Genomic DNA, 26,344 nt, shown 5'->3' with positions numbered 1-26,344 from the left:
GGTTTGTTCCTTCAGCGGTTCGCGGGTCACATCGCGGCAATCATGCCGCCGTCGACATAGATGATCTGGCCGTTGACGTAGGTGGAGGCGTCGGAGGCCAGGAAGATCGCCGCGCCGACCAGCTCATCCGGCTTGCCCCAACGTTTCGACGGGATGCGGCTCATCAGCCAGGTGTTGAAATCGGTGTTGTTGACCAGCGCCTCGTTCATGTCGGTCAGCATGTAGCCGGGGCCGATTGCATTGGCCTGGATACCGTGCTGGGCCCATTCCACCGCCATCGAGCGGGTGAGATTTTTGATGCCGCCCTTGGCCGCGGTGTAGGGCGCGATGGTCGGGCGCGCGAGCTCGCTGCCGAGCGAGCCGATGTTGATGATCTTGCCGCGCTTGCGTGGGATCATGCGCTTGGCCGCCTCGCGGCCGATCACGAAGGCGCTGGTGAGATTGGTCTCGATCACCTTGCGCCATTCGTCGGTAGTGAACTCGACCAGCGGCTTGCGGTGCTGGATACCGGCATTGTTGATGACGACGTCGACGGCGAGGCCTTGTCTGTCGAAGTCGTTGAAGGCAGCGACGATCGCGGGCTCGTCGGTGACGTTGAACGCGGCGCCTTCGGCCTGATGTCCGGCGCTGCGAAACTCGGCGACGGCCTGCTCGACGCGCTTGGGATCGACGCCGTTGATGATCAGCTTGGCGCCGGCCCTGGCCATGCCTTCGGCAATGGCGCGGCCGAGGCCGCGAGAGGAGCCGGTCACGAGCGCGGTACGGCCGGAAAGGTCGAAGAGGGCGGTGCTCATCTCAAGAATCCTTAGACGTTAGAGCGGCGCACGATCAGATCGGAGCGGTCGAAGACGGCCGGCAGGAGGTCGACGCCGAGGCCGGGGCCCTCCATCGGATAGACAAAACCATCCTTGATCATGGGCATGGTGGTGACGAGCTCATTGTACCAGCCCTTGTAGAAGGCGCGCACCGATTCCTGGATCAGCGTGTTGGGCTGGCTGAACGACATGTGGATGGCGGCTATGAAGCCGATCGGGCCAATGCAGTCATGCGGTGCGAAAGGCCGATGATAGGTTTCGGCCATCGCTGCGATCTTGCGCCCCTCGGTAAGGCCGCCGGTCCAGCACAGATCGGCCATCACCACGTGCATGGCGTCGCGGTCGAGCATGTCCTTGTAGGGGAAGCGCGAGCCCAGCGTCTCGCTGGCGCAGACCCAGACGTCGGTCGAGCGCGCATATTCGGCCAGGGCCTGCGGCGAGTTCATCCGGATCGGGTCCTCGTACCACGTCGGCTTGTAGGGCTCGAGCGCGCGCGCGATCTGCTTGGCAGTCGGCAGATTCCATAGCGAATGGAGCTCGACCATGATCTCCATCTTGTCGCCGACAGCTTTGCGGATCTTCTCGAACGGCTCGATCGCCTGCTTCATCTGAGCGGCGGTGATGTAGAGACCTTTGTTTTCCTGGGCGGCGGGATCGAACGGCCAGATCTTCATCGCGGAGATGCCGCTTTCCAGGAGATTTTCGGCGAGCGCGTCGGCGCGATGCATGAAGCCGTCGAGATCTTCGTAAGGTCCCTTGGAGGCGCCGAGATTCCAGTTCGCGACCGGGCTGATATTGGTCGAGCGGACATATTGGGTGCCGGCGCAGGTGTTGTAGATGCGCTGCTTGTCGCGGCAGAGGCCGCCGAGCATCTGGTGCACCGGCTGGCCGCAGACCTTGCCGAACAGGTCCCACAGCGCGATGTCGATCGCCGACGCCGCGCGGTATTCGACGCCGGTCGATGACTGCGCCATCGGCAGGTTCAGCATGTCGCGGTGGATGGCTTCGATGTGCAGGGGGTTGCGGCCGAGCAGCCGGCCGGCAAAGGTGTCGTGAATCTGCGCCTCGACCGCGCCCGCGCCGTAAAAGGTCTCACCGAGCCCGATCATGCCCGCATCGGTGTGGACGCGCACCCAGATGACGTTGGAGAATTCTTCAGTGCGCAGGGTCTCGATCGACGTGATCTTCACGGCAATAATCCTCCCGTCGGGCCCATAGCGCCCGCCTTGTTTGTCATTTCTGCGCCACCATTTGCCGGCGGGCCGATGGGCAGTCCTACGCCTGCTTGTAATATTTCACAATATGTTTTAGGGATGTCACAAGCAAGGCGCCAGCTCGCAACGAGAGCGCAGGTTGACGGAGGACGACATGGCACGGCGCAAGCGCGCGCTCGAGGTGGTGAGAAACGACGATAGCGGCGAGGGCAGGCCCTCCCGGCGCAACCGCCTCAACTTCTTCGAGCTGGCCTATCAGAGGATCGAGGAGCTCCTCGTCCACTGCGAGCTCAAGCCGGGCCAGTTCATGACCATGCTGGAATTACAGCAGATCACCGGCTTCGGCCGCACGCCGGTGCACCACGCCGTCAATCGTCTCTCAGCCGACACGCTCATCATCATTCGTCCACGGCACGGCCTGCACATCGCCCCGATCGATCTGGCGCGTGAGCGCATGCTGCTGGGCTTACGCCGCGACATGGAGCGCTTCGTGATCCGTCTCGCGGCCGATCGCGCCAGCCTGTCGCATCGCAATCAGGCGCTGCACATCGAGCGCCTGCTGCGCGAGCGCCGCGCCAGCCTGACCCTCGACGAATTCAACAGCATCGACCGTCGGATCGACGCGCTGGTGCTGGAGGCCGCGGGCGAGCCGTTCCTGGTGCACACGCTGCGGCCGCTGCACACGCTGTACCGGCGCATCGGCTACATCCACCACCGCTTCATGCCGGGACAGACCGAGCTGTCGGGCACGATCGATTGCCATCTCGCCGTTCTCGCTGCGGTCGCCAATCGCCGCGTCGAGGATGCGGTGAAAGCGAGCGATGCCCTGATCGATTACATGGATGCGATATTCACCGGCATGGAGGCGGGGATCGATCCGCGCCTGCTCGATTGCAGCATCGAGCCGCTGCTCGGCGCGTGAGAAAGTTTGAAGGAAGGAACACACATGTCGACGATGGCGATGCCACAACCGAGCGCGAGCGAGGCCGCGGTCCGCTACCTCATCACGAACTACAGTCCCAAAGGCAACAAGGTCGGCTGGCTGATGATGGCCTCGATCCTGGTCGAGGCCTGGGATCTGTATTCGATCGCCTTCGTGCTGATCTTCATCAAGGAGCAGTACAATCCCGATCCGCTGATGCTGGGCCTCGCCGCAGCCGGCACCCAAGGCGGCGCCCTGATCGGCGCGCTGCTCGGCGGCTGGCTATCCGACAAGATCGGCCGCCGCGTCATGTTCCTGGTGACGATGGTGATGTTCATCGTGCTGGCATTGGCGCAGGCGTTCGTGCCCAACGTTGCCTGGCTCGTCGTGATCCGCTTCCTGCTCGGCATCCCGCTCGGCTCGGACATTTCGACCGGCTACACCTACATCATGGAATCCATGGCCAAGGGTGAGCGCGAGGTGATGGGCAACAGGTGGCAGTTCATGTTCGCGGTCGGCGAGGTCCTGACCATCGGCGTCATCGTGATCTTCCTGCTGATCGACATGAACCACGAGATGCTGTGGCGCGTCACGCTCGGCCTCGGCGCGGTGCCGGCGCTGATCATCCTGATCATGCGCCACGACGTACCGGAGACGGCGGTGTGGCTGGTGCAGAAGGGGCGCTACCGCGAGGCCAAGCAGGTCGCGCGCGAGATGTTCAACGACAATCTCGACATGCTGCCGGACCGGGACGTCGAGGTGCCGAAGGTCTCGACCCGCGCGTTCCTCGCCGATCTCAAGAAGGATCCGATCCGCTGGCGTGCCACCCTATATGGCTGGATCGCCTGTTTCGCGCAGGCGAGCGAGTTCTCGACCTTCGCGTTCTACCTGCCGGTGCTATTCGTCATGGTCGGCGTGTCGAGCGTGCTCGGCAATAATCTGGTGACGATGGGGCTATTCAGCTTCGCCGCTCTGTCGGGGTGGGTCGGGCCGCTGCTGACGCCGAAGATCGGCCATCGCGGCATTGCGATCGCAGGCTTCTCCATCGTGCTGGTGTCACTGCTAGTCGCTGCGTTTGCGCTCTTCACGGACAACAAGATGCTGCTGCCGTTCGCCGCGGCCGGCATGCTCTGGGGCCACTATTGGGACGCGTCGAACTGCATGACCATCCCGACCATGGTCGCCCGGCCGCGATACCGCGGCACCGCCAGCGGCTTCGCCTATATGTTCGTGAAGCTGCCGTCGTTCCTGGCGATCTTCCTGTTCCCATCGCTGTTCGCGGCGATCGGGCAAGCCAATGCCACCCTGTTCGTCGCAATCTTCCCGGTGATCGGATTGCTGGCTGCGATCTTCATCCTGCCGGAGGTCTACGGCTACGAGAACGACTGACGAAGCACGACCTGGTCGCGGCGTCATCGCCGCGATCGGGCCGGACGGTCACGGGCTCAGAAGACCGGATCGATCCCACCTCACGGCCGAGCAGGCCGATCGTCTGCCGCAGCGTCGCCGGCCGCATTGATCTACCGCAAATAGCTCGCACCTGATTTCGAAAGCTGCGTCTGGCTTCCTTACCAGATTGCCGCCGCCAACGCCGCGATCAGTGCGGGCGGGGTCACCAGCAGGCCGAGCTTGAGGAATGGCCAGGCGCCGACCTCGATCTTCTCGCGCCGGAGCGCAACCAGCCAGAGGATGGTGGCGAGCGAGCCGGTCACCGACAGATTGGGGCCGAGGTCGACGCCGATCAGGATGGCGCTGACAACGGGCGCGGGCAGATGATCGCTGGCGGCGACGGAGCCGGCGACAAGGCCGACCGGAAGATTGTTGGCGATGTTGTCGGCGAGCGCGGTGGCAATGCCGACGCTCCAGGCGGCCTGCGGGACGGATTGCGCCACCGCTTGGTGCAGCAGCGCGCTGAGCTGCGCGATCACGCCGGTCTTCACCAGCGCCTCCACCATGACAAAGAGCCCGCCGACCAGCGGCAGCACGCTCCAGGAGACGCCGCGCAGCACGGGCATAGGCGATTGACGGTTGATCAACAGCACGGCGGCCGCCGTCGCGGTCCCGCAGACGAACGTCGGCAAGCCCAATTGCAGATCGAGCGCAGAGGCCCAGATCAGCACGATGCCGATGGCGCCGATGCCATAGGCGGTCAATCGGCCGCCGCGTCCGAGTTTCGGTTGAGGGACACTCGTTTCGATCGTTTCCTCCTTCAACTCGCGGTGCAGCGCAAGGCGCAATGCGACATAGGTGAAGCCGATCGAGGCGAGTGACGGCAGCGTGAACTGACGCAGCCATGCTCCAAGATGCGGCATGTGCTTGCCGAAGACCACGAGATTGGCCGGATTGGAAATCGGCAGCACGAAGCTCGCGGCATTGGCAATGAAGGCGCAGACGAACAGATAGGGCAGCGGCTTGGCGCCGGCCGCGCGAGTGGCGGCGTAAACGGCCGGCGTCAGCACGATCGCGGTGGCGTCGTTCGAGAGCAGCACCGTCACCAGCGTGCCGACGAGATAGATCAGCAGGAACAGCCGCTGCGGAGAGCCGCGTGCATGCTCGACGGCAAAGGCGGCCAGATAGTCGAACAGGCCTTCGAGCCGTGCCAGCTCGGCGATCAGCATCATGCCGATCAGAAACAGATAGACGTCGACACCCTTCTCGATGCCGGTGAGCGCATCCCGCCACGGCAGGAAGCCGAGGAGCACGAGAGCGGCGGCACCGATCGCTGCCCAGATCGCCTCGGGCAGGCGAAAAGGGCGGATGATCACGCCTGCGGTCGCAGCGACGATGATGCTCCAGGCCCAGATGGCGTCAGACGGCACGTTTCAGTCCTCAAGGTGAACCAGATCTATTCGGCAGCGATAGCCGATGCGGCGCAGCTGTCTTCCCCCGCGCGCACAGATCGCCGTCTGCGATTTGCCGCGTCTGCGGTAGCGCGAAGAAGCAGATCACGGCGCCGATCGCCGCCACAGCGCCAAGCGAGATGAACGCTGCATGGTAACCCGCGCGGACCACGACCAGGCCTGCCAGTGTCGTCGATAGTGCAGCTCCAATGCTCTGAGCGGTGATGACCGCGCCCTGCGCGACGTTGAAGCGGCCGGTGTTGCGCATGAGGTCGGCGACGATAACCGGAAAGATCGCGCCGAAAATGCCGGCACCAACACCGTCCAGAAGCTGCACACCGACCAGCCAGAACGGATTGTCCGAGAGCGTATAGAGGATGCCGCGGATCGGCAGGATCAGCAGCGCGGCGAGGAAGAAGCGCTTGTGGCCCCAGCGGTCGGCTTTGGCGCCGACCAGCATCGCGAACGGTACCATCACGACTTGCGCGGCGACGATGCAGGCCGACATCAGACTGGTGCCCATGTTCTTGTCCTGCAGCGCGAGCTTCTGGCCGACCAGAGGCAGCATGGCCGCGTTCGAGAGGTGAAACAGCACGACGCAGAGCGCGAAGACGAGCAGGGGGCGGCAGGTCAGGAGCACGCCGAGGCCCGAGGGGTGGTCGGGCAGATTGTTCGCGTGAGCGTGGTGCAGGCCGCGAGCAAGATCGTGGTCAATGGCTCGTTCGGGGATCGCGACAATGCTGGCGAGGCTCGCAATCGCCATGGCGCCGAGCAGGTAAAACACGACGGTCGGGCCGAACCAATAGGCGAGGACGCCTGCCAGACCCGCAGCGACAGCGTTGCCGGCATGGTTGAAGGTCTCGTTACGGCCGATCCGCCGGGTAAAAGCGGCATGGCCGAAGATGCCGAGCGAGACGGCGGCGATTGCAGGCGGAAAGATGACAGCGGCGGCCTGGGCAATCCCCTGCGAGATCGCGACTGGCCCGAAGTTCGGAAACAACGGCAGCGATAGCGAGGCAAGGGTCACCATAATGGCGGCTATCACCATCGCGAGCCGCTTCCTCGGCGTTGCATCGACCAGCGCACCTGCCGGCGTCTGCGCTACGATGCCGGCGATCGTTGCAATCGACATCACGAGCCCGATGCGCGCCTCGTCCCAGCGCTGCTCGGTGAGGAGATAGACGGCGAGGTAGGGCCCGAGCCCGTCGCGCACGTCGGCGAGGAAGAAATTGGCCGCATCGAGCGCGCGGCCGGCGTGCCTCGCTTGATCGGAGTTTGCGCTCGACATCGGATCTCTCGGCCGAGGCTCAAGGTGGCCCCGGCAGCAACCTTCGTGTTGCCGGCCTGGTTCCGCGGATCACGCCGGGCTCCTCAAAACTTGACCGCGAGCAGCACCGCGCCGCCGCCGATCATGGCAATGCCAAGCCAGCCCTGAGCCGTCGGGCGCTCGCCGAGAAAAGCGAAGGCGAACAGCGCGATCAAGACGACGCTGAGCTTATCGATCGGCGCGACCAGCGTTGCGGGCCCGAGCTTCAGCGCTCGGAAATAGCACAGCCAGGACGCGCCGGTCGCAAGCCCCGAGAGCACCAGGAATAACCAGGTTCTCGACGAGACCGCTGAGGGCATGGCGAACTGGCCGGTGCAGAGCAGCAGCACCGATAATGCGAGCAGGACCACGATGGTGCGGATACAAGTGGCGAGGTCCGGATTGATATTCTCGACGCCGACCTTGGCAAAGATCGCGGTCAGCGCGGCAAAGCAGGCGGAGAGGATCGCCCAGGTCTGCCAGGCGGAGAGGAGCGCGGGTTTCATCAGGGTCTTTACGTGTGGCGGCTGATCATCGTTGTGCGGGCAATTGCAGCCTAACACTCAAATGTCGTCTCGGCGAAGGCCGCGACCCACAAGCACGAAAAGGTGTTTGGCGAAGAGCGACGATGCGTGTGCCACAAGGGAAATCACGCGGTATGGATCCCGGCTTTCGCCCGGACGCCGAAAGAGGTTCACCGTGCCATCGACAGCTTCTCCGTGATCGCCTTGCGCAGGATGCGCGAGAGCGATTCCACCGAATACGGCTTCTGGATCAGCTCGAAGCCGCGATGGGCGTTCTCGGCGAGCACGTTGCTGTAGCCAGAGGTGAGCACGACCGGCAGACCCGGATACTGCTCGCGGATGACGCCGGCGAGCTCGACGCCGTTCATGCCGGGCATGATGACGTCGGAGAAGACGAGGTCCACGGCGAATTCGTTCTCGTCGAGGATGGTCAGCGCCGCATTGGCATTGGCGACGCGGCGGACGACGTAGCCGAGATCCTCCAGCAACTCGGTGGAGAAGCGGCCGACCTCGTCGTCGTCTTCGACCACGAGGACGCGATAGCCGCGCCCGGTGGCCGCCGCCTCATAGGTCAGTGCCGCTGCTTCCTTGTCCGTTACAGGGCTCTGCGCCCGCGGCAGATAGATGGTGAAGGTCGCGCCTTTGCCTTGCGCGCTCGTCACCGCGATGTCGCCCCCGGATTGTTTTGCGAAGCCGAAGGCTTGGCTGAGCCCGAGTCCCGTGCCCTTGCCAACCTCCTTGGTGGTGAAGAAGGGCTCGAATATCGAGTCGAGATGTTCCGGCGCGATGCCGCGACCCGTGTCGCTGACCGAGATGGCGATGTAGTCGCCGCCGCGCGGCGATTGTGCGCGCAGGCTCGGAATGCCCTCGACCTTGCGCACCGCGATGATGAGGCGGCCTTCGCCATCCATGGCGTCGCGGGCGTTGACGGCGAGGTTGATCAACGCGGTCTCGAACTGGGCGATGTCGGCCAGGGTGAAGCAGCGGGTATCGTCAATCTCGACCGCGATGTCGATGCGGCCCCCGACCAGCGGCCGGATCAGTTGCGCGATGCTCTCGACCTGGCTGCCGACATCGAAGATCTGCGGCTTGAGCGGCTGCCGCCGCGCGAATGCCAGCAGCTGCGCCGTCAGCTTGGAGGCGCGCTCGACCGTCTCGGAAATGGCGTCGACATAGCGGCGGCGGCGCTCCTCCGGCAGCTCGCGGCGGCGCAGGAAGTCGGTCGCCGAACGGATGATGGTGAGGAGATTGTTGAAGTCGTGCGCGACGCCGCCGGTAAGCTGACCGATCGCCTCCATCTTCTGCGACTGCCTTAGCGCTTCCTCGCCGCGCCGGCGCTCGGTGATGTCGACGGCCTCTGGCACGGCACCGGTGATGTTGCCGTGGCGATCGAGCACCGGACGCATGCCGAAGTCGAAATCGCGCTCGCCGACGGGAAGGTGCAGGCGCATCTCGAGCCGCACGGCTTCGCCCTTGAGCACCCTGTCGAAGGCCTCTCGCACGGCAGCACTCATGCCGCTCGTGCCGGTGAACCAGGGCGTCTCCCACAACGGCTTTCCGATCACGTCCGAGGAATTCGCCTTGATGCCGGCGAGCGCGGTCTTGTTGGCGTAAAGCAATTCGCCCGTGAGATTGACGAGGCCTTGATATTGGTTACTGGTCTCCAGGATCGCACGCAGACGCGCCTCGTTGGCTTCGAGCTCGGCGGTACGCTGGGCGATGCGCTCTTCCAGAGTCTCGTTGAGCTGCCGGAGCTCGATCTCGGCCTGCTTGGCCGCGGTGATGTCGTGGGCGACGCCGATGAAGCCGATATGCTTGCCAGTCGGATCCCAGCGCGGCTGCGATTCCGAGCGCAGCCAGCGCCATTCGCCCTTGGCATTCTTGTAGCGCGCTTCCAGCACGAACGGCTTTAGCGAAGCTTCGCCCTGGACGGATTGCTGAAGCACGTGCGGCAGGTCGTCCGGATGCAGCACCTTGCGCCAGTCGAAATCGATGGCCTGATCGTAGGGCAGGCCGACGAAATCGACATAGGCCTGGTTGGCGAAGGACCGCTTGCGGTCGAGCTTGGTCACCCAGATCGGCACCGGCGCGCTGTCGGCAATCAGCCGAAAGCGCTCCTCGCTCTCGCGCAGCGTCTCGCGCGCGAGCATCTGGTCGGTGATATCGATATGGGCGCCGACGAGCCGAATGGCGCGGCCGTCCCTGTCGCGCTCGATCTTGGCGACGACCCGGATCCAGCGGGTCTCGCCGTCGCTGGGACGGATGATGCGGTATTCGGCAGTGTAGTCTTGGCTCGTTCCGGCGAGAGCCTCGAAGAAATGGCTGACGGTCGCGTCGCGGTCCTCGGGATGGATGCGGTTGACCCAGTCCTCGTGCGTCTCGTCCGTGGCCTCCGGAGGCAGCCCGTGGATCATCAGATATTCGGGCGAACGGCGGTTCTTGAACCCTTCGCGGAAGTCGACCTCGACGCCGCCGACCTTGCCGATGCGCTGGATGCGTGCGAGCTCGGCCTCGCGCTCCTGAAGCGCGCGATAGGCGTTGTCGCGCTCGCGCGCGACGTCTTCGAGGTGCTGGCGCAGCCTTTCGGCAGCGAGGGTCTCGGGCAAAGGATCGGTCAAGGCGTCGGCCGTTGTCATGCAGGTGCGCACGTGCCGGACCGATATTCACACAGACGGAGCGTGATGGCCATCGCTTAGAGGGGAATATGCAGGTAAGGCGCAGGATGACGGAGGATATGAACGAACGCCTCCGCTGGCTATTTGTTCCTGACGTTGGAACGATGGGCCCTCTGCGCGCCTATCTGCGAGGCGCCACAACTCATTCACAAGCCTTCCTTTCCGAAGAGGCTAAATCTTGAAGCTCTTTGTCTGCCAAGCCTGCGGCAACGTCCTGTATTTCGAGAACCGCGCTTGCGAGCGCTGCGGCCACCGCGTCGCCTTCCTGCCGGAGAAGGAGACGATGTCGGCGATCGAGCCCGACGGCGGGGCCTGGAGGACGCTGGTCGACAAGGCCGAAAGCCGCATGCTGTGCCGTAATGCCGAATACGATTCCTGCAACTGGCTGACGGATACAGGTAACGGCACGGGTTATTGCCGCGCCTGCCGTCACAACGGCATCGTGCCGGATCTGTCGGATCCGGCGCAGCTCGCCGGCTGGCGCGAGCTGGAGGTGGCGAAGCACCGGCTGTTCTATTCCCTGATCCGCTGGAAGCTGCCGCTCCAGACCCGGCAGGACAATCCCGCGCATGGGCTGATCTTCAATTTCCTCGCCGACGATCCGCACAGCGGAGAGAAGATCATGACCGGCCATGACAACGGCCTGATCACGATCGCGCTCACCGAGGCCGACGACCTCGCGCGCGAGCGGCGCAGGCTCGAGATGGGCGAGCCCTACCGGACGCTGCTCGGGCATTTCCGCCACGAGGTCGGGCATTATTTCTGGGACGTGCTGGTGCGCGACGGGGACAAGCTAGACCAATTCCGCGCGATGTTCGGCGACGATTCGGCCGATTACGGCCAGGCCCTGCAGCGTCATTATGCCGAAGGCGCGCCGCCGAACTGGCAGCAGAACTACGTCGCGGCCTATGCGACGATGCATCCGTGGGAGGACTTTGCCGAGACCTGGGCGCACTATCTCCACATCGTCGACACGCTGGAGATGGCCGCCGAGTTCGGCATGGAGGTACGCCCCAAGGTCGACCGCGACGGGGAGCTGACGGCGCGCATCCGTTTCGACCCCTACGAGGCCCGGGATGTGGAAGCGCTGGTCAACGCATGGTTGCCCTTCACCTTCGCCATGAACAGCGTCAACCGCGCCATGGGCCTGCGCGACCTCTATCCCTTCATCCTGTCGCCCGCGGTGGTCGCCAAGCTTGGCTTTGTTCACGGCCTCGTGCGGGACGCGGCCAAGGCCGGGAAGCTGTAGGTGGTGCCAGGGCCAGCCGGCTCCGTTGCGCAAGCCCATTCCGGTCTTGCGCTGGTACGCCAGAGGGGAGGGATTTAGACCGTTGCCTCCGGCCCATTTTGATGTACCACGGGAGCCACACGGCCCGTTTCCCATAGGCCCCAGCGGCCAGGTAAGGGGTCCCCGCCCAAGGTCGAGACTCAAGAAAAGCATGTTCAAACGCATTCTGATCGCCAATCGCGGCGAAATCGCCTGCCGGGTCATCAAGACTGCCCGCCGGATGGGAATTCAGACCGTTGCGGTCTATTCCGAGGCCGACCGCGATGCCCTCCATGTCGAGATGGCCGACGAGGCCGTGCTGATCGGCCCACCCGCTGCGGCCGAGAGCTATTTGGTGATCGAAAAGGTCGTGGACGCCTGCCGCAAGACCGGCTCGGAAGCGGTGCATCCCGGCTACGGCTTCCTGTCCGAGCGCGAGGCGTTTCCGCGTGCGCTGGCGGCGGCCGGCATCGTCTTCATCGGCCCGAACCCCGGCGCGATCGCGGCGATGGGTGACAAGATCGAATCCAAGAAGGCGGCTGCCAAGGCCAAGGTCTCGACCGTGCCGGGCCATCTCGGCGTCATCGAGGACGACAAGCACGCGGTCCGCATTGCCGACGAGATCGGCTATCCCGTCATGATCAAGGCCTCCGCTGGCGGCGGCGGCAAGGGCATGCGCATCGCGCACTCCAAGGCCGAGGTCGCCGAGGGCTTCAATCTCGCCAAGGCCGAGGCCAAGGCCTCGTTCGGCGACGACCGCGTCTTCGTCGAAAAATTCATCGTTGATCCCCGCCATATCGAGATCCAGGTGCTGGGCGACAAGCACGGCAACGTGATCTATCTCGGCGAGCGTGAATGCTCGATCCAGCGCCGCAACCAGAAGGTCATCGAGGAGGCACCGTCGCCGCTGCTGGACGAGGAAACCCGCCGCAAGATGGGCGAGCAGGCGGTCGCGCTGGCGAAAGCCGTGAACTACGATTCCGCCGGCACCGTCGAGTTCGTCGCAGGGCAGGACAAGAGCTTCTACTTCCTGGAGATGAACACGCGCCTCCAGGTCGAGCATCCCGTCACCGAACTCGTGACCGGAATCGATCTCGTCGAGCAGATGGTCCGCGTTGCCGCCGGCGAGAAGCTCGCCATTGCGCAGAAGGACGTCACGCTGACCGGCTGGGCGGTTGAATCGCGCCTCTATGCCGAAGATCCGTTCCGCAACTTCCTGCCTTCGATCGGGCGCCTGGTGAAATATCGCCCGCCGGCGGAAGCCAGCCAGGATGGTATCACCGTGCGTAACGACACCGGCGTCCAGGAGGGCGGCGAGATCTCGATCCATTACGATCCGATGATCGCCAAGCTGGTGACCCATGCCCCCTCGCGCGCGGCCGCGATCGAGGCGCAGGCGACAGCGCTGGATTCCTTCTATGTCGACGGTATCAGGCACAACATTCCGTTCCTGTCCGCGCTGATGCACCATCCGCGCTGGCGCGAGGGACGGCTCTCCACCGGCTTCATCGCCGAGGAGTTTCCCAAGGGCTTTGCGGTGCGCGTGCCCGAAGGCGAGGTCGCGCGGCGGATCGCTGCGGTCGGCGCCGCCATCGATCATGTGCTCGGCGAGCGCAAGCGGCAGATCTCGGGCCAGATGGGCGGCCGCATCGTGCAGCGCGAGCGCCGCCGCGCAGTCTGGCTCGATCGCCAGGAGATCCTGCTGGAGGTTGCGCGCGAGGGCGAAGCAATCACGGTGCGTTTCGTCGATGCGGACGGCAAGGCCGGCAATGCGCATCTGCTGCAATCGCCGTGGAAGCCCGGCGATCCGGTCTGGCAGGGCACCATCGATGGACAGTTCGTCGCGCTGCAGGCCCGCCCGATTGCCAACGGCATTCGTCTCGCGCATCAGGGCGTGGAGGTGCCCGTCTATGTCTGGACCGAGGCGGAAGCGGCCTCGGCCCGGCTGATGCCAGTGACAACGGCTTCCGACACCGGCAAGAAGCTGCTCTGTCCGATGCCGGGCCTCGTGGTCTCGATCGCCGTGAACGAGGGGCAGGAGGTCAAGGCCGGCGAGACGCTCGCCGTCGTCGAAGCCATGAAGATGCAGAACGTGCTGCGCGCCGAGCAGGACGGCACTGTGAAGAAGATCCACGCCAGCGCCGGCGCGACCCTCGCGGTGGACGCGCTGATTTTGGAGTTTGCGTGAAGCGCGCCGGAGCGCAACGCCAGACGCTCCTCAGGATGAGGAATGGAGAGTGAGGCAACCATGGCCTTTCGTTCCCGCCGCGAGAAACTGCGATCGATCCTGTCGGGCTCGGCTTGCGTCCATCCCGGCTCGGTCTACGACGCTATCTCGATCCGCATTGCCGAGGACCTCGGTTTTCCGCTCGGCATGTTCGGCGGTTCGGTGGCCTCGCTCGCCGTGCTCGGCGATCCCGACGTCACGCTGATCACGCTGAGCGAGCTTGCCGAGCAGATGCGGCGGATGTCGCGCGCCTCCGCGCTTCCCGTCCTCGTCGATGCCGATCACGGCTATGGCAACGCGCTGAACGTGCGCCGTACGGTGCAGGAGCTGGAGACGGCGGGGGCTGCCGGCCTCACCATCGAGGACACGCTGCTGCCGGCGGCGTTCGGCGAGGCGAAGACGCAACTGATCCCGCTCGAGGAAGGCGTCGGCAAGATGAAGGCGGCGCTCGACGGCCGCAGCGATCCCTCGCTCGTCATCATGGGGCGCACGGGAGCTGCCTCGATCACGTCCATCGAAGATGCGATCCGGCGCGCCATGGCCTATGAAGCCACCGGCGTGGACGCGCTGTTCTTCACCGGCATCAGGTCGCACGCGGAACTCGCGGCCATCGCATCCGCCACGCACCTGCCGCTCGTGCTCGGCGGCGCGCCGGAGGAATTGAACGCTACCGACTATCTCGAGAGCCAACGCGTGCGCATCGCGCTGCAGGGCCATGCGCCGATCGCGGCTGCAACGCAGGCAGTGTACGAGACTCAGAAGGCATTGCGTGAGGGCACGGCACCGAAAGCGCTGAAGGGATTGCCCACATCGGAACTGACCAGCCGCGTCATGCGCGAGGCCGATGTGAAGGCGCGCAGCGCCGATTATCTTGGACCGAGAAAATGACGCGGGCGATCCTCCAGGTCGTGATCCGCGGCCGCGTCCAGGGCGTCGGCTACCGCGCCTGGGTCGAATCCCAGGCGGCTGCATGCGGTCTCGAAGGCTGGGTCCGCAACCGCCGTGACGGCAGCGTCGAAGCGCTGTTCGCGGGGACGCCCAAGCACGTCGCCGACATGGTCGCGCTGTGCCGCCACGGCCCGCCGTCCTCGCGCGTCGACAGCGTCACCAGCGAGACTGCGGGTGCCGAGGAGCTGAACCTGCGCCGGGCAGGGGAGGCGTTTTCGGTGTTACCGACGGCGTAGGTGTGCTCCCGCTCCCCGGTTGCGGCAAGCTATCGCATCTTGAGAGCGTTTCCCTGCGGCCATCCTTCGAGACGCCAGCTTAGGCGGGCTCCTCAAGGATGAGGATGGAATGCGCGGCAGCAGTTTCAACGAGCACCGAAGCCGATTAGCCTCATCCTGGAGAAGACTGCGCAGAGGGTCGTCTCGAAGGGACGAGGCGCGCAATCAGAACGCCGCCATGCGATTGCCCTGCCGCAAGCGGGGAGAGGTGAGCAATCACCGCGGCAGCTTGGCGATCGCCTCGCTGAGCTCGTGGATCTCGTAGGGCTTGCGCAGGATCGGGAAATCGCCGCGCACGCCGGCGGCGACCTCGCTATAGCCGGTGGCGAGCAGGATCGGCAGGCCGGGCCGGATCTGGCGCAGGTGCTGGGCGAGGCCGAGCCCGTCCATCTTGCCGGGCATGACGATGTCCGAGAATACGAAGTCGACGCCGTTCTTCTCGATCTCGAGCAGCGCAGCTTCGGCATCGGCGACCCTGCGCACGCTGTAGCCGAGCTGTTCCAGCAGGCCGACGCTGACGGAGGCGACGTCCGGATTGTCCTCGACCAGCAGCACCGTGCCGCTGCCGCGGAACGATGATGCTCCCGCCGGCTCGCGCGATGGCGCGTCGTCCGCGCGCGGCAGCAGGATGGTGAACGTGGTCCCCTTGCCAAGCTCGCTGGCGACCTTGATCGTGCCGCCCGCCTGGTGGGCAAAGCCGTGCACCTGGGAGAGGCCGAGTCCGGTGCCTTTTCCGATCGGCTTGGTCGTGAAGAACGGCTCGAAGATCTTGTCGAGGACGTCATCGGGAATGCCGAACCCGGTATCGCTGACGTCGATCGCGACGAAGTTGCCGGCGAGCGTGGGCTCATGGAGTACGACGTTGTGCGCACCGATCGTCACCGTGCCCCCGTCGGGCATCGCATCGCGGGCATTGATGACGAGGTTGAGCAGCGCGGTCTCGAGTTCGGAGACGTCGGTCTTGATCGGCCACACTTCGCCGCTGATGTCGAAGACCAGACGCACGGAGCTGCCGACGCCGGCATCGAGCACCTCGCGGATCGCCGCGATACGCTCGGCGAAATCGACCGCCTGCGGATTGACGCTCTGTCGCCGTGCGAAGGTGAGGAGCTGGTTGGTCAGCGCCGCGCCGCGCTTGGTGGCGGTCTCGATGGCCGAGATCGCGCGCTGAACCTTGGCCTCGTCGTCAGTGCCCCTCTTCAACATGTGGAGGCTGCCGCTGATGATCATCAGGAGATTGTTGAAATCGTGAGCCACCCCTCCGGTGAGCTGGCCGAGCGCATCGAACTTCTGGGATTCGGCGAGCTGCTTCTGCATCACCTCGAGCTTGAGCTGCGTATTGCGGCGTTCGGTGATGTCGCGCGTGATCTTGGCGAAGCCGACCAGCTCGCCGTCCTCATAGATCGGATCGATCACGACGCTGGCCCAGAAGAACGTGCCGTCCTTGCGGACACGCCAGCCTTCCTCCTCGTAGCGGCCCTTTTCCCGCGCGATGCCCAGCGCCCGCGCCGGTTTGCCGTTGGCGCGGTCGGTCTCGGTGTAGAAGCGCGAAAAATGTTGGCCGAGGATTTCCCCGGGCGAGTAGCCCTTTATGCGCTCGCCACCGATGTTCCAGCTCGTGATGATCCCGCTGGGGTCGAGCATGTAAAGGGCGTAGTCGGCAACGCCTTCAACCAACAGCCGGAAACTGCGTTCGCTCTCGAACAAGTCTCTCTGCTGTCTAGACTTTTTAACCATTCCGGACCCCGCCTCGACGGGGGCAAACGCCCGAGGCGCCGGATGGTTCCCCCAATCTGGGACATTTTTAGGCAAACATCGGGGGGCGTATGCAAATCGGCCGCCGCTCACGAGACGCTGCGCAGCGCGTTCGAGGCCATCTTGTGAGCGTTCGGCCTCAAGCCGCCGTGCCGCTCCGGAACGTCGCCGTCACTGCACGCAGCGCCGTAAGCTTAGCGGGATCGCTAACCTTGGAATGCAGCATCACTTTCGAGCTGCCGAGTTTCGGCAATTTGTGTGCCGGCCCGATGTCGACCAGCCCGGGAGGCGCAATCCGCCGCGCCAATGGCGCGACCGCGAGGCCGGCAAGCGCGGCCGCGACGGCTGCCGTGACGCCACCGCCGACGAAGCGCTCGCGCCAGGCGATGCCGGCCTTGTCGAGTGCGCGGACGGCAACGGCGCGGACGCCGCAAGGTGGGGCGAGCGTCGCAAGCGGCAACGGCTCACCCTTCCGTAGCGTGAAGCGTCTTGCGGCGAACCAGCCGAACTCGTCCTCGGCCAATTTTTCGCCGCCGCGACGGCTGCCCTCCTGGCGCACGATCACCGCATCGAGCCGCCCCGCGTCATAGGCATCCTGCATCTCGCGCGAGAAGCCGATGGTGACGGCGAGGGTGAGATTCGTAGACATCGCGTGCAGGCGTTCGAGCAGTGGGACGAGTTCGGGCCCCGCCGCATGGTCGGAGATGCCGAGCGAGAGCGTCTGCGCGACTGAAGCCTCACCTGACAGCGCCCGGTCATGCGCCTCCATCAGCGCGCTGGCACGATCGCGGAACGCGGCGCCCTCGGCGGTGAGCCGGACCGCGCGCGGCGAGCGTTCGACGAGACGCTTTCCGAGCAGCGTCTCCAGCCGCTGCAGCTTCAGGCTGACGGCCGCCTGTGTTGTGCCGAGCGCCTCCGCGGCGCGGGTGAAGCTCTGGAGCTCGGCGACCAGCAGGAAGGCCTGGACGGTGGCGAGGACGGCTGTCATCACAAGTCGTTATCATTGATATCATCAACGATAACATACCAAAATGGCGAAGGGAGATCTAGCTTCTCATCAACGCCGCGCGACCTGCGCGGCTCCGGAGGAGAACATCCATGCCCCTGATCACCGTGTCCTACACCACATCCCGCCAGTCGCCCTCGCTGAAGGCCGACATTGCGAACGCCGTGTCCGAGCTCACCGCAACGATCCTGCACAAGGACCCCAAGGTGACTGCCATCATCGTGAAATCGGTCGATGCAAGCGACTGGTTCGCCGGCGGCAAGTCGCTCGCCGAGCAGAAGCTTGCGAGCTACTGGATCGACATCCACGTCAGCGAAGGCACCAACACCAAGGACGAGAAGGCGGCCTATCTCGCTGCCATGTTCAGGCGCATGGCCGAGCTTTTGGGCCCGCTGCATCCCGAGACCTATCTGCACGTCGACGAGGTCAAGGGCGATGCCTATGGCTTCGGCGGCCTCACTCAGGAGCGCCGCTACATCGCCGGCAAGCTCGAGGTCCCGCTCAAGGCGGCGTGATGCCGGAGGTCGCGGGTGACGATCTCACCCGCGGCACGGACCGGACATGGAGGATGGTCAGCTCGCGAGCCGGAGCTGAACTTCGGAGTTGTTCAGAAAGCACATCTTGTCGAACAGCTTCAGGTCCAGCGGATTTGGCAGCCTGACATCGCCGAGATCGGGGCATGGCTTGACGGAGGGGTCGTAGGATCGATTGATCTGCGAAATGAAGACGACGACCAATCCCCTGTCGTGTGCGAACGATTTCAGTGCGCGCACCTGAACGGAGAGGTCCGGCTTGTCCCGCCTCTGATCGAGCAATTGCAGATAGTCTATCACCACGACCGTGCCGCAGGGAGCTGCGGCCATTTGCTTGACGACGTAGTCGGCGCTGATGGCGTCGGAGCAATCGATCTCGAACAGCCTGTCGAATTGTGCGGGGTCCACGCCGATCGCGCGGAGGCGGTCCAGAACCTCTTTCTCGGTATATTCGAGCGAGAAGAACGCAGCGCGATGGCCCGACCGCATTGCCTCCACCGCAAGCTCGAGGCTCATCAGGGTTTTGCCGTGACCAGGACGCGCGCCGACCAGCACCAGGTCGCCCGGCCGGAATTGCGAGAATAGCCTGCTGGCCGGCGTCACCGCCGCCGCCTTCGCCGCGAGCATGCTCCAGGCCGAAAACCCCTCAATCGTCGCGATGCGGTCAAGCGCCTCGTGAAGCGGAATGCCTCGCTCGCGGGACATGCGTTTCGCCTTGCGCTTCAGATGATAGATGGGCGCAGATAATTTCATCGCGAGAACCTCCCATTGCGAGCATGATCGCAACCCCTCCTTATGCCTGGCGCTCGAACAGTCGGTCGAAGATCAATTCGCCCGGTATGAAGTCTACTTTCCCGGCGGAGGGGGGGAGGTGTGGGCGACACCGAAACAAGCATAGCTGATTCCGCGAAGACCACGGAAGCGTCAGACCGCCGCTTCCGGCACCAGCGCGCGTGTCGGCCCGAACAATTGCTCGAACGCCTGGCGCAGCGCGATGTCGACATCGGCCATGGCCACGAGCTGGCCGAGATCGACCAGCGAGGTGACGCCATAGCGGGGATCGGCGACGCCGCAAGGGATGATGCCGGCGAAATGCGACAGCTCCGGCTCGACGTTGATCGCAATGCCATGGAATGACACCCAGCGTCTCAGCCGGACGCCGATCGCCGCGATCTTGTCCTCATGCTCTGGCCCCTTGTCCGGCCGCCTGACCCAGACCCCGACCCGGTCCTCGCGCCGCTCGCCGCGCACGTTGAAGGCCGCCAGCGTGCGTAGAATCAACTCCTCCAGGCTCGCCACATAGGCCCGGACGTCCGGCCGGCGGCGCTTGAGGTCAAGCATGACATAGGCCACCCGCTGGCCGGGGCCGTGATAGGTGAGCTGGCCGCCGCGTCCGGTCGCAAATGTCGGGAATCGTGGATCGAGCAGGTCGGATTCTTTGCCCGAAGTGCCGGAGGTGTAGAGCGGGGGATGTTCGAGCAGCCAGACCAGCTCGGCAGCCTCGCCCGCGGCGATCGCCGCGACTCGGGCCTCCATGGCGGCTACCGCGTCCGGATAGGGCACCGGAGCGTGCGAAATAAGCCACGTGACGGGCTCGCCGCCGGCGGCGGAAAACGACGCCAAATCGAGCCCGTGACGCGGGTTTTGGCGGGGGTTTTCAGGCGAATTAACCATTGGCTAACCATAACGTGGTGATCATGACCGGAGCAAATGCCAAGTTCTTTGGTTCAAAGTCCTTTGGTTCACAGTCCCAAGTTGCGGCGGTCCTGACAGTGCCCACTCTCGATAAAGTCACCGTGGATCTCATGGTCGTCCTCGGGACGACCACCATGCCGATCCATCAGGTATTACGTCTTTCCCGCGGCGCCATCATCGAACTGGACGCAACCGAGGCCGACGAGGTCAAGGTTTTGGCCAATAATTTGCCGGTCGCCTCCGGCGTCGTGCTGGTCGATCGCAACCGGATCGCGGTCGAGGTCAAGCAGATGCTGCCGCGCACGCCGGGGACGCGGTAGCGCCCCGGGGACGAGGTAAAGGCCTGGGCACGGGCTGAAGCCAGATCCCAAGGGAAGGGGCATGAACTTTCCTGCCTTGTGGAATTCGGGGCCTTTGCAGGCTTGTATCCCCCTGATGGATTTGTTAGATCGGCGGCCGCTGATCCGGCCAGCCTAAGACCTCAGGCCGGCATCTCCTAGCGCTCGTGGCGGAACTGGTAGACGCGCTGCCTTGAGGTGGCAGTGGGTAACACCGTGGGGGTTCGAGTCCCTCCGAGCGCACCACACCCACATATTCGGAGCGTCCGGAGCGGTCGCTTCGTCTGCGGACGGCTGGTCGAATATTCATCCCCTTTGTCCGGTCCACGAATTCAGGCCGGACGCCCCACCAAAAGCGCCATTCACGCGGGTCCGCGAGCGAACCCGCTCGCATCAGGCCACGTTAGCGCAGAATTACCAGTCATTTGGTACGAAGGAACTAGTTCCGGGGGCGGGCGTTATCCAGGCAAATCCAAGCAAGTCGAATTCCGCAACCAGAGGGGAGCCAGGCCATGGGCCGAATGGCGAGCGATGATGCGCGCGAAAACGAACCTTGGACCGCGATTTTGTCTGCTCTCGAGAACGGCGCCATCGTGGTCGATAGGAAGGGAAACCTCGTTTGGGTCGATGAGAAGACCCGAAGTCGGCTGGATGGAAGTCTCAAGAGCCTTGAGCTGCCCCTTCGGAGGCCGGCAGGTCAAAGCATCGATTGCTTCGTTTCGGTTCGAACGCTGACGCTGTCGGATGCGCCGACCGCCATCTGCATCATTCAGGAAACGGAAGAGGCAAACCAGGACACGATGTCGGCGATCGAGTCGGTCCTGGCAGATACAACGTCTTTTGCCCGAACCATTATCGAGAAGCTGAAGGGTGTCCGTATCGCTCAACCGAATCCTTCTGTGGCGGATATCGAACTGCTCACCGATCGCGAGCGGGAGATTCTTGGACTGATCTGTCAGGGCAAGAGCGACCTGCACATGAGCGAGCAGCTGCACCTGTCCCAGAACACGATCCGCAACCACGTTGCATCGCTCTATCGCAAGATCGGCGTCAATCGGCGAAGCGCGGCAATCCTTTGGGCGCGTGAGCGCGGGATCACCAACGAGGCTTTGGCGGAGGCAAGACGGCGGCGACCGCGTGCGGATCGAGCGGAACGTTAGCCGCTACTAGTCGCCTAGTATTTCTCTCTCTCTTGCGCTCCGGGGAACCATGTTGTTCCTTCGGAGCGCAGGCTTGTTGAGCGACCGAAGACCGCCGGAGGGGCGAGCAGTGGCAGCTTTGGTTCGGCATTGGCCCGACGATCAAAAAAGTAAGGCTATGTCCGGTGGCTGCTCCGCTCGTGCTACGACTCTACATTGCGGGTAACTCGGCGAGCTCCCGCCGCGCCCAGCAGAATCTTGAGCGCCTTCGCGCCTCGGTGAGCAGCAAAGGCTGGGACGTCGAGATCATCGACGTGCTCACGCGTCCTGATCTCGCCGACCGCGCCGGCATCATTGCCACGCCGACCCTTTCGTACGAGGACGGCCCTCGCTCCCGTCGCATCGTCGGAGACCTCAGCGATACCAAACGCATCCTTGAATTCATGGGAATCGAAGGAGATCACGCATGACCGCCCAGGATAGCGGCCAAGACGGCGACCAGGAGACCGAGATCTCCAGCGTACTGGAGCGGGTCAGGACCGGCGTCGATGCGTTCGATGAATTGGTGATGGGTGGGCTCCCGCGCGCCCGAACGACGGTCGTCGGCGGCACGCCTGGAAGCGGCAAGACGGTGTTCGCCACCCAGTTTCTCGCGCACGGCATCGAGACGTTCAACGAGAACGGCGTGCTGGTCACGTTCGAGGAGCCGCCCGCCGATATCGAGGCCAATATGAGCGGGTTCGGCTGGGAACTGGCAAAGTGGCGGAAGGCCGGTCGCCTCGCGTTCGTCGACGCGAGCCCACCGAGCACGGACGAACTGGTCATCGGCGACTTCGACCTGGAGGGGCTGCTGTCCCGAATCATGCATGCAGCCAGGAGCGTCAACGCCAAGCGCGTGGTGCTGGACTCACTCACTCAGCTTTTCGATCATTTCATCAGCGATCCCAAGATACTGAGGCGCGAGCTGTTTCGCATCAGCACGGCCTTGAAGAAGGCGGGCCTGACCGTGCTGATGACGGCGGAGCGAAACAGCGAATATGGAGAGATCACGCGGCATCGGCTCGAGGAATTCGTCGCCGACAATGTCGTCATCCTGCGTAATCTCCTCTACCGAGAGAAGCGCCGGCGGACGATCGAGGTGCTCAAGATGCGAGGCAGCCATCACGCGGAGGGCGAGGCGCCATTCACGCTGTTGACAGGACGCGGGGTCGTCGCCATTCCGCTGTCGTCTCTCCGGCTCGAGCAACAGTCCAGCACCGTGCGGGTCACCAGCGGAAATTCTGCAATCGACGAGATGTGCGGCGGAGGCTTCTTCCGAGACAGCGTGACGCTCGTGAGCGGAGCCACAGGCACCGGAAAGACGCTGCTGGTCACGAATTTTCTCGCAGGCGGCGTCGAGGCCGGGGAAAGAGCCATTCTGTTCGGATACGAGGAGAGCAAGGGCCAGCTCTTCCGAAATGCCACGGGCTGGGGCGCCGATTTCGCGCGGATGGAGGCGGAAGGAAAATTGAAGATCGTTTGCCTGTACCCCGAAGCCCAGGGGCTGCCCGATCACCTGTTGACGATCCAGGCGCTGGTTGACGAATTCAAGCCCAACCGAATTGCCGTCGACAGCCTTTCGGCCCTGGAGCGAATTGCCCCCGAGACCGGCTTCCGCGAGTTCCTGATCAGCCTGACATCCTTCATCAAGAAGCGGGAGATCGCCGGTTTGTGCACGGCGACCAGCAAGTCTCTGGTGGGCGGCGAAAGCGCAAGCGAGCAGCACATTTCCACCATGACCGACTCCATAATTCTGCTGCGATACATCCAGGAGCAGGAGATCATGCATCGCGGGCTGATGGTGTTGAAGATGCGCGGCAGCGAGCATGCCAAGGAGATCCGGCGTTTCACGATAGACGGCGCCGGCATGCATTTGGGTGAGCCGTTCAGTCGGGCTCCGAACGTATTCAGGGAATGAGCTCGCCGACGCATTTCACATGGCCGCTTCAGGTGAATCATGAGCATAGCGGGTCCGTCCACAAAGCCGGCGATCGATCAGTCCGAGGTCCGGTTTCTGATCGAAAAGAATGCCGACGGCATCATTGTCGTCGATGAATCCGGCGTCGTGCTGTTTGCCAATCCGGCCTCGGAAACGATCTTTGGCCGCCCGATCGGATCGTTGATCGGATCACCCATCGGCATTCCCTTTGTCGTGGACGATATGACCGAGATCTCGGTTCATCAGCCGGGCGCACGCGTCATCGATGCGGAAATCCGCACGGTTGAGACGACTTGGGATGGCCGGCCTGCGCGCCTTGCGAGCATTCGCGACATTTCGAGCCGCAGAGCCACCGAGGAGCGTCTGCGCCATGCCGCCAAGATGGAGGCAGTGGGTCGGCTGACCGCCGGCATCGCACACGATTTCAACAATCTGCTAACGGTCGTGCTCGGAAATCTGGAAAGCGCCATGCGCGTGACTGCAGGAGCCGACAGCCGGATTGCCAATGCGCTCGAAAATGCCGCGCGGGGTGCCCGGCAGGCCGCGCAGCTGACGGCGAAGCTGCTGAGTTTTGCCCGCCAGAAGCCGCTGGAGGCCCGACTCGTCGATCTCAAGGAGCTGATCTCGAGCTTGTCCGATCTGCTGCAACGGACGCTCGGAGAGACGATCGTCGTCAGAACGACGGTCGCAGAGGATCTTTGGCCGGTCGAAGTGGATCCGACGGAGCTGGAATCGGCGATTCTGAACTTGGCCGTGAACGCGCGAGACGCGATGCCGGAGGGCGGAAGTATCGCAATTGAAGTGACGAATATCGATCGAAAGCTCGCCGATGAAACCCGCGAGGATGAAGGGCGGCTAGGCCCTCACGTCCTCATCGCCGTGACCGATTCAGGCTGTGGAATGACTCCTGACGTGCTCAGTCGCGTGTTCGAGCCTTTCTTCACGACAAAGCCGGATGGAAGAGGAACGGGGCTGGGCCTCAGTCAGGTCTACGGCTTTGTGAGGCAGAGTGGGGGCCACATCACGTTGTCAAGCAAGCCAAATGGCGGAACAAGGATCGAGATCCTGCTTCCGAAGGCGGCGGCGCAATCCGACGCTCTGCCGCCGCCGCAAGCCTCAAAGCAAGACAGCCCGTTTGTCCTCCACTCCCGAGAGGGCGAAACCATCCTTGTCGTTGAAGACAACGAGGATGTGCGGGCTTTCACGAGCAACAGCCTCCGCGAGTTCGGATATGTGGTGATCGAAGCGAGCGACGCGCATTCGGCGCTGAAGATACTCGAGCGCGGCGCAAGGGTCGACCTTCTGTTCACGGATCTTGGCCTTCCCGGCCAGCTCACCGGCAAGGACCTCGCCGAGTGTGCTCGTGCGCATCGCCCCGGGTTGAAGGTTCTCATCACCACCGGCTACGCCGGTGACGTCCTCATTCGCGAAGGCCGCCTCGAGGCCGGCACCAGACTGCTCAGCAAACCGTTCTCCTCGGCGGAGCTTGGTGGCAGGGTGCGCGAACTCTTGAACCAGGGAAACGCCCCCACGCGGCGCGTCCTTGTCGTCGAAGACGAATTCCTCTTGAGCCTGCTGCTCACGGACATGCTCTCGGAGAGGGGCTTCGTCACCGAGGCCGCGACAAGCTTCGAGGAGGCAGTCCTGAAGGCGAGAAGCACGCACCACGAGCTGGCGGCCGCCGTGGTCGATCTCGGGCTTCCCGACCGACCCGGAGATGGACTGGTTGAGGAGCTTCGGGCCCTGCGGTCAGACCTGCCCATCGTCCTGACAACTGGCTACGCCGATGACGAGATTCGGCAACGCTTCGCGCCTGCGGCGCGACTTGAAATTCTGACCAAGCCCTTCGACGTGGATCAGCTGATCGCCGCGCTTGAGCGAATGGAGGTTCACTCGTAGATGCTGAATGTGCAGCTGAACTCCGTGAGCAATTCCCTGTATTTCATGCCGGTTTTATGGGATTTCGTAATTGGAACCAGGCTTCCCTCGGGCCGTTAAAGGCCCATCTTGCCGGACGCTCCTGCACTTCGGCCGGCAATATTCGCAGCGAGGAGAGTGGCGATGGCAAGTGCGGCAGATCGTGATCCCCGACACCATACACAGAAGATGCAGAAGGCTCTCCGCGATATCCGGAGCCATTTGCGCGAGGACATCGAGAAGGTCGACGAACCGCAGTTGAAGGCGATGTTCGAAACGTCCGCCGAGGTTTTGGGCGGCCTCGAGAAGGCTTTCAAAGACTACGAACAAAAGAACGAGAAGGCATGGCGCTGATCACAGCACGGTGCGGCCCCATTCACGGCAGGGCTAGTCGTCCGTGAAGAACCTCCAAGCGGTTGATCAAGAATCAGTTTTCGGGGCGAGAAGGTCTTGGGGATTGCAAACTTTCGGGCTTTGACGGCCCAAAAGCTTGCAGTTTCATTTTTGAGGATTCCGTCGAATCACGAGTCGTGATTCCGTCGTCGCATCGGAGGGAGCGATGCGACCAAAGGAACGACGCGGGACGGGACAAACCGATCTTCTGCGCTCGCGGCTGGACGCGATCATCGATATGGGGCACCCGCTGGTGAAGCTGGCGGGGACAATCGACTGGTCGTTCCTGGAGCAGCGGTTCGGGGCGGTCTACGAGGACAAGCCGGGCCGGCCGCCATTGCCGACGCGGCTGATGGCGGGGCTGGCGATCCTCAAGCACACCTACGACCTCTCCGACGAGGTCCTGTGCGAGCGCTGGGTGGAGAACCCCTATTACCAGTTCTTCTGCGGCGAGGAGTTCTTCCAGCACCGATTGGTGTTCGATCGCTCTTCGCTGACGCGCTGGCGCCAGCGGATGGGCGAGGAGAAGCTGCAGGCTTTGCTGCAGGAGAGCCTTTCGGTTGCCACCAAGACCGAG

The 26,344-nt window shown here is 63.9% G+C and carries 24 protein-coding genes and 1 tRNA gene; 15 read left to right on the top strand and 10 right to left on the bottom strand.

The genetic code is table 11. The annotated features are described in order from the left end of the window. Positions 1 to 26: 26 nt before the first annotated feature. Complete coding sequence (locus IVA78_RS03690) at positions 27 to 794, bottom strand: SDR family oxidoreductase (protein ID WP_247275702.1); 768 nt, start codon at positions 792 to 794, stop codon at positions 27 to 29. Between the two features lie 11 nt (positions 795 to 805). Then, entirely contained in the window at positions 806 to 2,005 is a 1,200-nt protein-coding gene (locus tag IVA78_RS03685) for a mandelate racemase/muconate lactonizing enzyme family protein (protein WP_247275703.1), read from the bottom strand. Positions 2,006 to 2,183: 178 nt separating this feature from the next. Here IVA78_RS03685 and IVA78_RS03680 point away from each other — a divergent pair, with 178 nt between their 5' ends. Together IVA78_RS03680 and IVA78_RS03675 are read left to right on the top strand one after the other, a co-directional pair. Then, positions 2,184 to 2,951 carry a GntR family transcriptional regulator gene (locus IVA78_RS03680; RefSeq protein WP_247275704.1) on the top strand — a complete coding sequence of 256 codons (768 nt, stop codon included), beginning with the start codon at positions 2,184 to 2,186 and terminating at the stop codon, positions 2,949 to 2,951. Positions 2,952 to 2,975: 24 nt separating this feature from the next. Next, complete coding sequence (locus tag IVA78_RS03675) at positions 2,976 to 4,340, top strand: MFS transporter (RefSeq protein WP_247275705.1); 1,365 nt, start codon at positions 2,976 to 2,978, stop codon at positions 4,338 to 4,340. Positions 4,341 to 4,519: 179 nt separating this feature from the next. On the opposite strand, the gene IVA78_RS03670 is transcribed toward IVA78_RS03675, so the two are convergent. The 4 genes from IVA78_RS03670 to IVA78_RS03655 form a co-directional block, all read right to left on the bottom strand. Next, positions 4,520 to 5,770 (bottom strand): arsenic transporter, encoded by a 1,251-nt coding sequence (locus IVA78_RS03670; RefSeq protein WP_247275706.1) that lies wholly within the window; start codon positions 5,768 to 5,770, stop codon positions 4,520 to 4,522. Between the two features lie 10 nt (positions 5,771 to 5,780). Beyond that, positions 5,781 to 7,079: an MFS transporter gene (locus IVA78_RS03665; RefSeq protein WP_247275707.1), complete on the bottom strand. Its 1,299-nt coding sequence runs from the start codon at positions 7,077 to 7,079 to the stop codon at positions 5,781 to 5,783. An 83-nt stretch (positions 7,080 to 7,162) separates the two neighbouring features. Next, the gene (locus tag IVA78_RS03660; protein ID WP_247275708.1) at positions 7,163 to 7,603 is read right to left on the bottom strand and encodes an EamA family transporter; all 441 of its coding nucleotides are present in this window, start codon (positions 7,601 to 7,603) and stop codon (positions 7,163 to 7,165) included. A 188-nt stretch (positions 7,604 to 7,791) separates the two neighbouring features. After that, positions 7,792 to 10,269: a PAS domain S-box protein gene (locus IVA78_RS03655; protein ID WP_247275709.1), complete on the bottom strand. Its 2,478-nt coding sequence runs from the start codon at positions 10,267 to 10,269 to the stop codon at positions 7,792 to 7,794. A 205-nt stretch (positions 10,270 to 10,474) separates the two neighbouring features. Between IVA78_RS03655 and IVA78_RS03650 the strand changes: the two genes are divergently transcribed. The 4 genes from IVA78_RS03650 to IVA78_RS03635 all read left to right on the top strand — a co-directional run bounded on the left by IVA78_RS03650 (position 10,475) and on the right by IVA78_RS03635 (position 14,974). Next, positions 10,475 to 11,545, top strand: a complete 1,071-nt coding sequence (locus IVA78_RS03650; RefSeq protein ID WP_247275710.1) for a putative zinc-binding peptidase — start codon at positions 10,475 to 10,477, stop codon at positions 11,543 to 11,545. Between the two features lie 190 nt (positions 11,546 to 11,735). Further along, a complete protein-coding gene (locus IVA78_RS03645; RefSeq protein ID WP_247275711.1) occupies positions 11,736 to 13,751 on the top strand; it encodes an acetyl/propionyl/methylcrotonyl-CoA carboxylase subunit alpha in 2,016 nt (671 codons plus the stop codon). 60 nt (positions 13,752 to 13,811) lie between these two features. Further along, the gene (locus IVA78_RS03640) at positions 13,812 to 14,678 is read left to right on the top strand and encodes an isocitrate lyase/PEP mutase family protein (RefSeq protein WP_247275712.1); all 867 of its coding nucleotides are present in this window, start codon (positions 13,812 to 13,814) and stop codon (positions 14,676 to 14,678) included. After that, positions 14,675 to 14,974, top strand: coding sequence for an acylphosphatase (locus tag IVA78_RS03635; protein ID WP_247275713.1), 300 nt, complete (start codon positions 14,675 to 14,677; stop codon positions 14,972 to 14,974). Before IVA78_RS03640 ends, IVA78_RS03635 begins: the two co-directional genes overlap by 4 nt. A gap of 255 nt (positions 14,975 to 15,229) precedes the next feature. Here IVA78_RS03635 and IVA78_RS03630 read toward each other — a convergent pair whose 3' ends face one another. Next, positions 15,230 to 16,750, bottom strand: a complete 1,521-nt coding sequence (locus IVA78_RS03630) for a PAS domain-containing sensor histidine kinase (RefSeq protein ID WP_247464317.1) — start codon at positions 16,748 to 16,750, stop codon at positions 15,230 to 15,232. Positions 16,751 to 16,907: 157 nt separating this feature from the next. Further along, on the bottom strand, positions 16,908 to 17,756 hold the full coding sequence (locus IVA78_RS03625) for a LysR substrate-binding domain-containing protein (RefSeq protein ID WP_247464314.1): 849 nt from the start codon (positions 17,754 to 17,756) through the stop codon (positions 16,908 to 16,910). Between the two features lie 110 nt (positions 17,757 to 17,866). Here IVA78_RS03625 and IVA78_RS03620 point away from each other — a divergent pair, with 110 nt between their 5' ends. Beyond that, positions 17,867 to 18,289 (top strand): 4-oxalocrotonate tautomerase family protein, encoded by a 423-nt coding sequence (locus IVA78_RS03620; RefSeq protein ID WP_247420552.1) that lies wholly within the window; start codon positions 17,867 to 17,869, stop codon positions 18,287 to 18,289. A 57-nt stretch (positions 18,290 to 18,346) separates the two neighbouring features. On the opposite strand, the gene IVA78_RS03615 is transcribed toward IVA78_RS03620, so the two are convergent. After that, on the bottom strand, positions 18,347 to 19,060 hold the full coding sequence (locus IVA78_RS03615; protein ID WP_247275717.1) for a DNA helicase: 714 nt from the start codon (positions 19,058 to 19,060) through the stop codon (positions 18,347 to 18,349). A gap of 171 nt (positions 19,061 to 19,231) precedes the next feature. Next, entirely contained in the window at positions 19,232 to 19,981 is a 750-nt protein-coding gene (gene lipB / locus IVA78_RS03610) for a lipoyl(octanoyl) transferase LipB (protein WP_247275718.1), read from the bottom strand. A 98-nt stretch (positions 19,982 to 20,079) separates the two neighbouring features. Here lipB and IVA78_RS03605 point away from each other — a divergent pair, with 98 nt between their 5' ends. The 8 genes from IVA78_RS03605 to IVA78_RS03570 all read left to right on the top strand — a co-directional run. Next, positions 20,080 to 20,322: a FliM/FliN family flagellar motor switch protein gene (locus IVA78_RS03605; RefSeq protein WP_011088012.1), complete on the top strand. Its 243-nt coding sequence runs from the start codon at positions 20,080 to 20,082 to the stop codon at positions 20,320 to 20,322. 179 nt (positions 20,323 to 20,501) lie between these two features. Further along, positions 20,502 to 20,586 (top strand) — tRNA-Leu (locus tag IVA78_RS03600). Positions 20,587 to 20,852: 266 nt separating this feature from the next. Continuing rightward, the gene (locus IVA78_RS03595; RefSeq protein ID WP_247275719.1) at positions 20,853 to 21,500 is read left to right on the top strand and encodes a response regulator transcription factor; all 648 of its coding nucleotides are present in this window, start codon (positions 20,853 to 20,855) and stop codon (positions 21,498 to 21,500) included. A 164-nt stretch (positions 21,501 to 21,664) separates the two neighbouring features. Next, the gene (locus IVA78_RS03590) at positions 21,665 to 21,949 is read left to right on the top strand and encodes a circadian clock KaiB family protein (RefSeq protein ID WP_247275720.1); all 285 of its coding nucleotides are present in this window, start codon (positions 21,665 to 21,667) and stop codon (positions 21,947 to 21,949) included. After that, complete coding sequence (kaiC, locus tag IVA78_RS03585; protein WP_247275721.1) at positions 21,946 to 23,436, top strand: circadian clock protein KaiC; 1,491 nt, start codon at positions 21,946 to 21,948, stop codon at positions 23,434 to 23,436. The genes IVA78_RS03590 and kaiC overlap by 4 nt, the downstream gene beginning before the upstream one ends. A gap of 39 nt (positions 23,437 to 23,475) precedes the next feature. Further along, entirely contained in the window at positions 23,476 to 25,356 is a 1,881-nt protein-coding gene (locus IVA78_RS03580; RefSeq protein WP_247275722.1) for a response regulator, read from the top strand. Positions 25,357 to 25,518: 162 nt separating this feature from the next. After that, positions 25,519 to 25,728 carry a hypothetical protein gene (locus tag IVA78_RS03575; RefSeq protein WP_247275783.1) on the top strand — a complete coding sequence of 70 codons (210 nt, stop codon included), beginning with the start codon at positions 25,519 to 25,521 and terminating at the stop codon, positions 25,726 to 25,728. Positions 25,729 to 25,933: 205 nt separating this feature from the next. Beyond that, positions 25,934 to 26,344 (top strand): transposase (locus IVA78_RS03570; RefSeq protein ID WP_247464310.1); only part of this gene is annotated, 411 nt, incomplete at its 3' end.

The organism is Bradyrhizobium sp. 137 (assembly GCF_023074095.1).
Lineage (GTDB): Bacteria > Pseudomonadota > Alphaproteobacteria > Rhizobiales > Xanthobacteraceae > Bradyrhizobium.
This window is presented reverse-complemented; position numbering and strand designations above follow the sequence as displayed.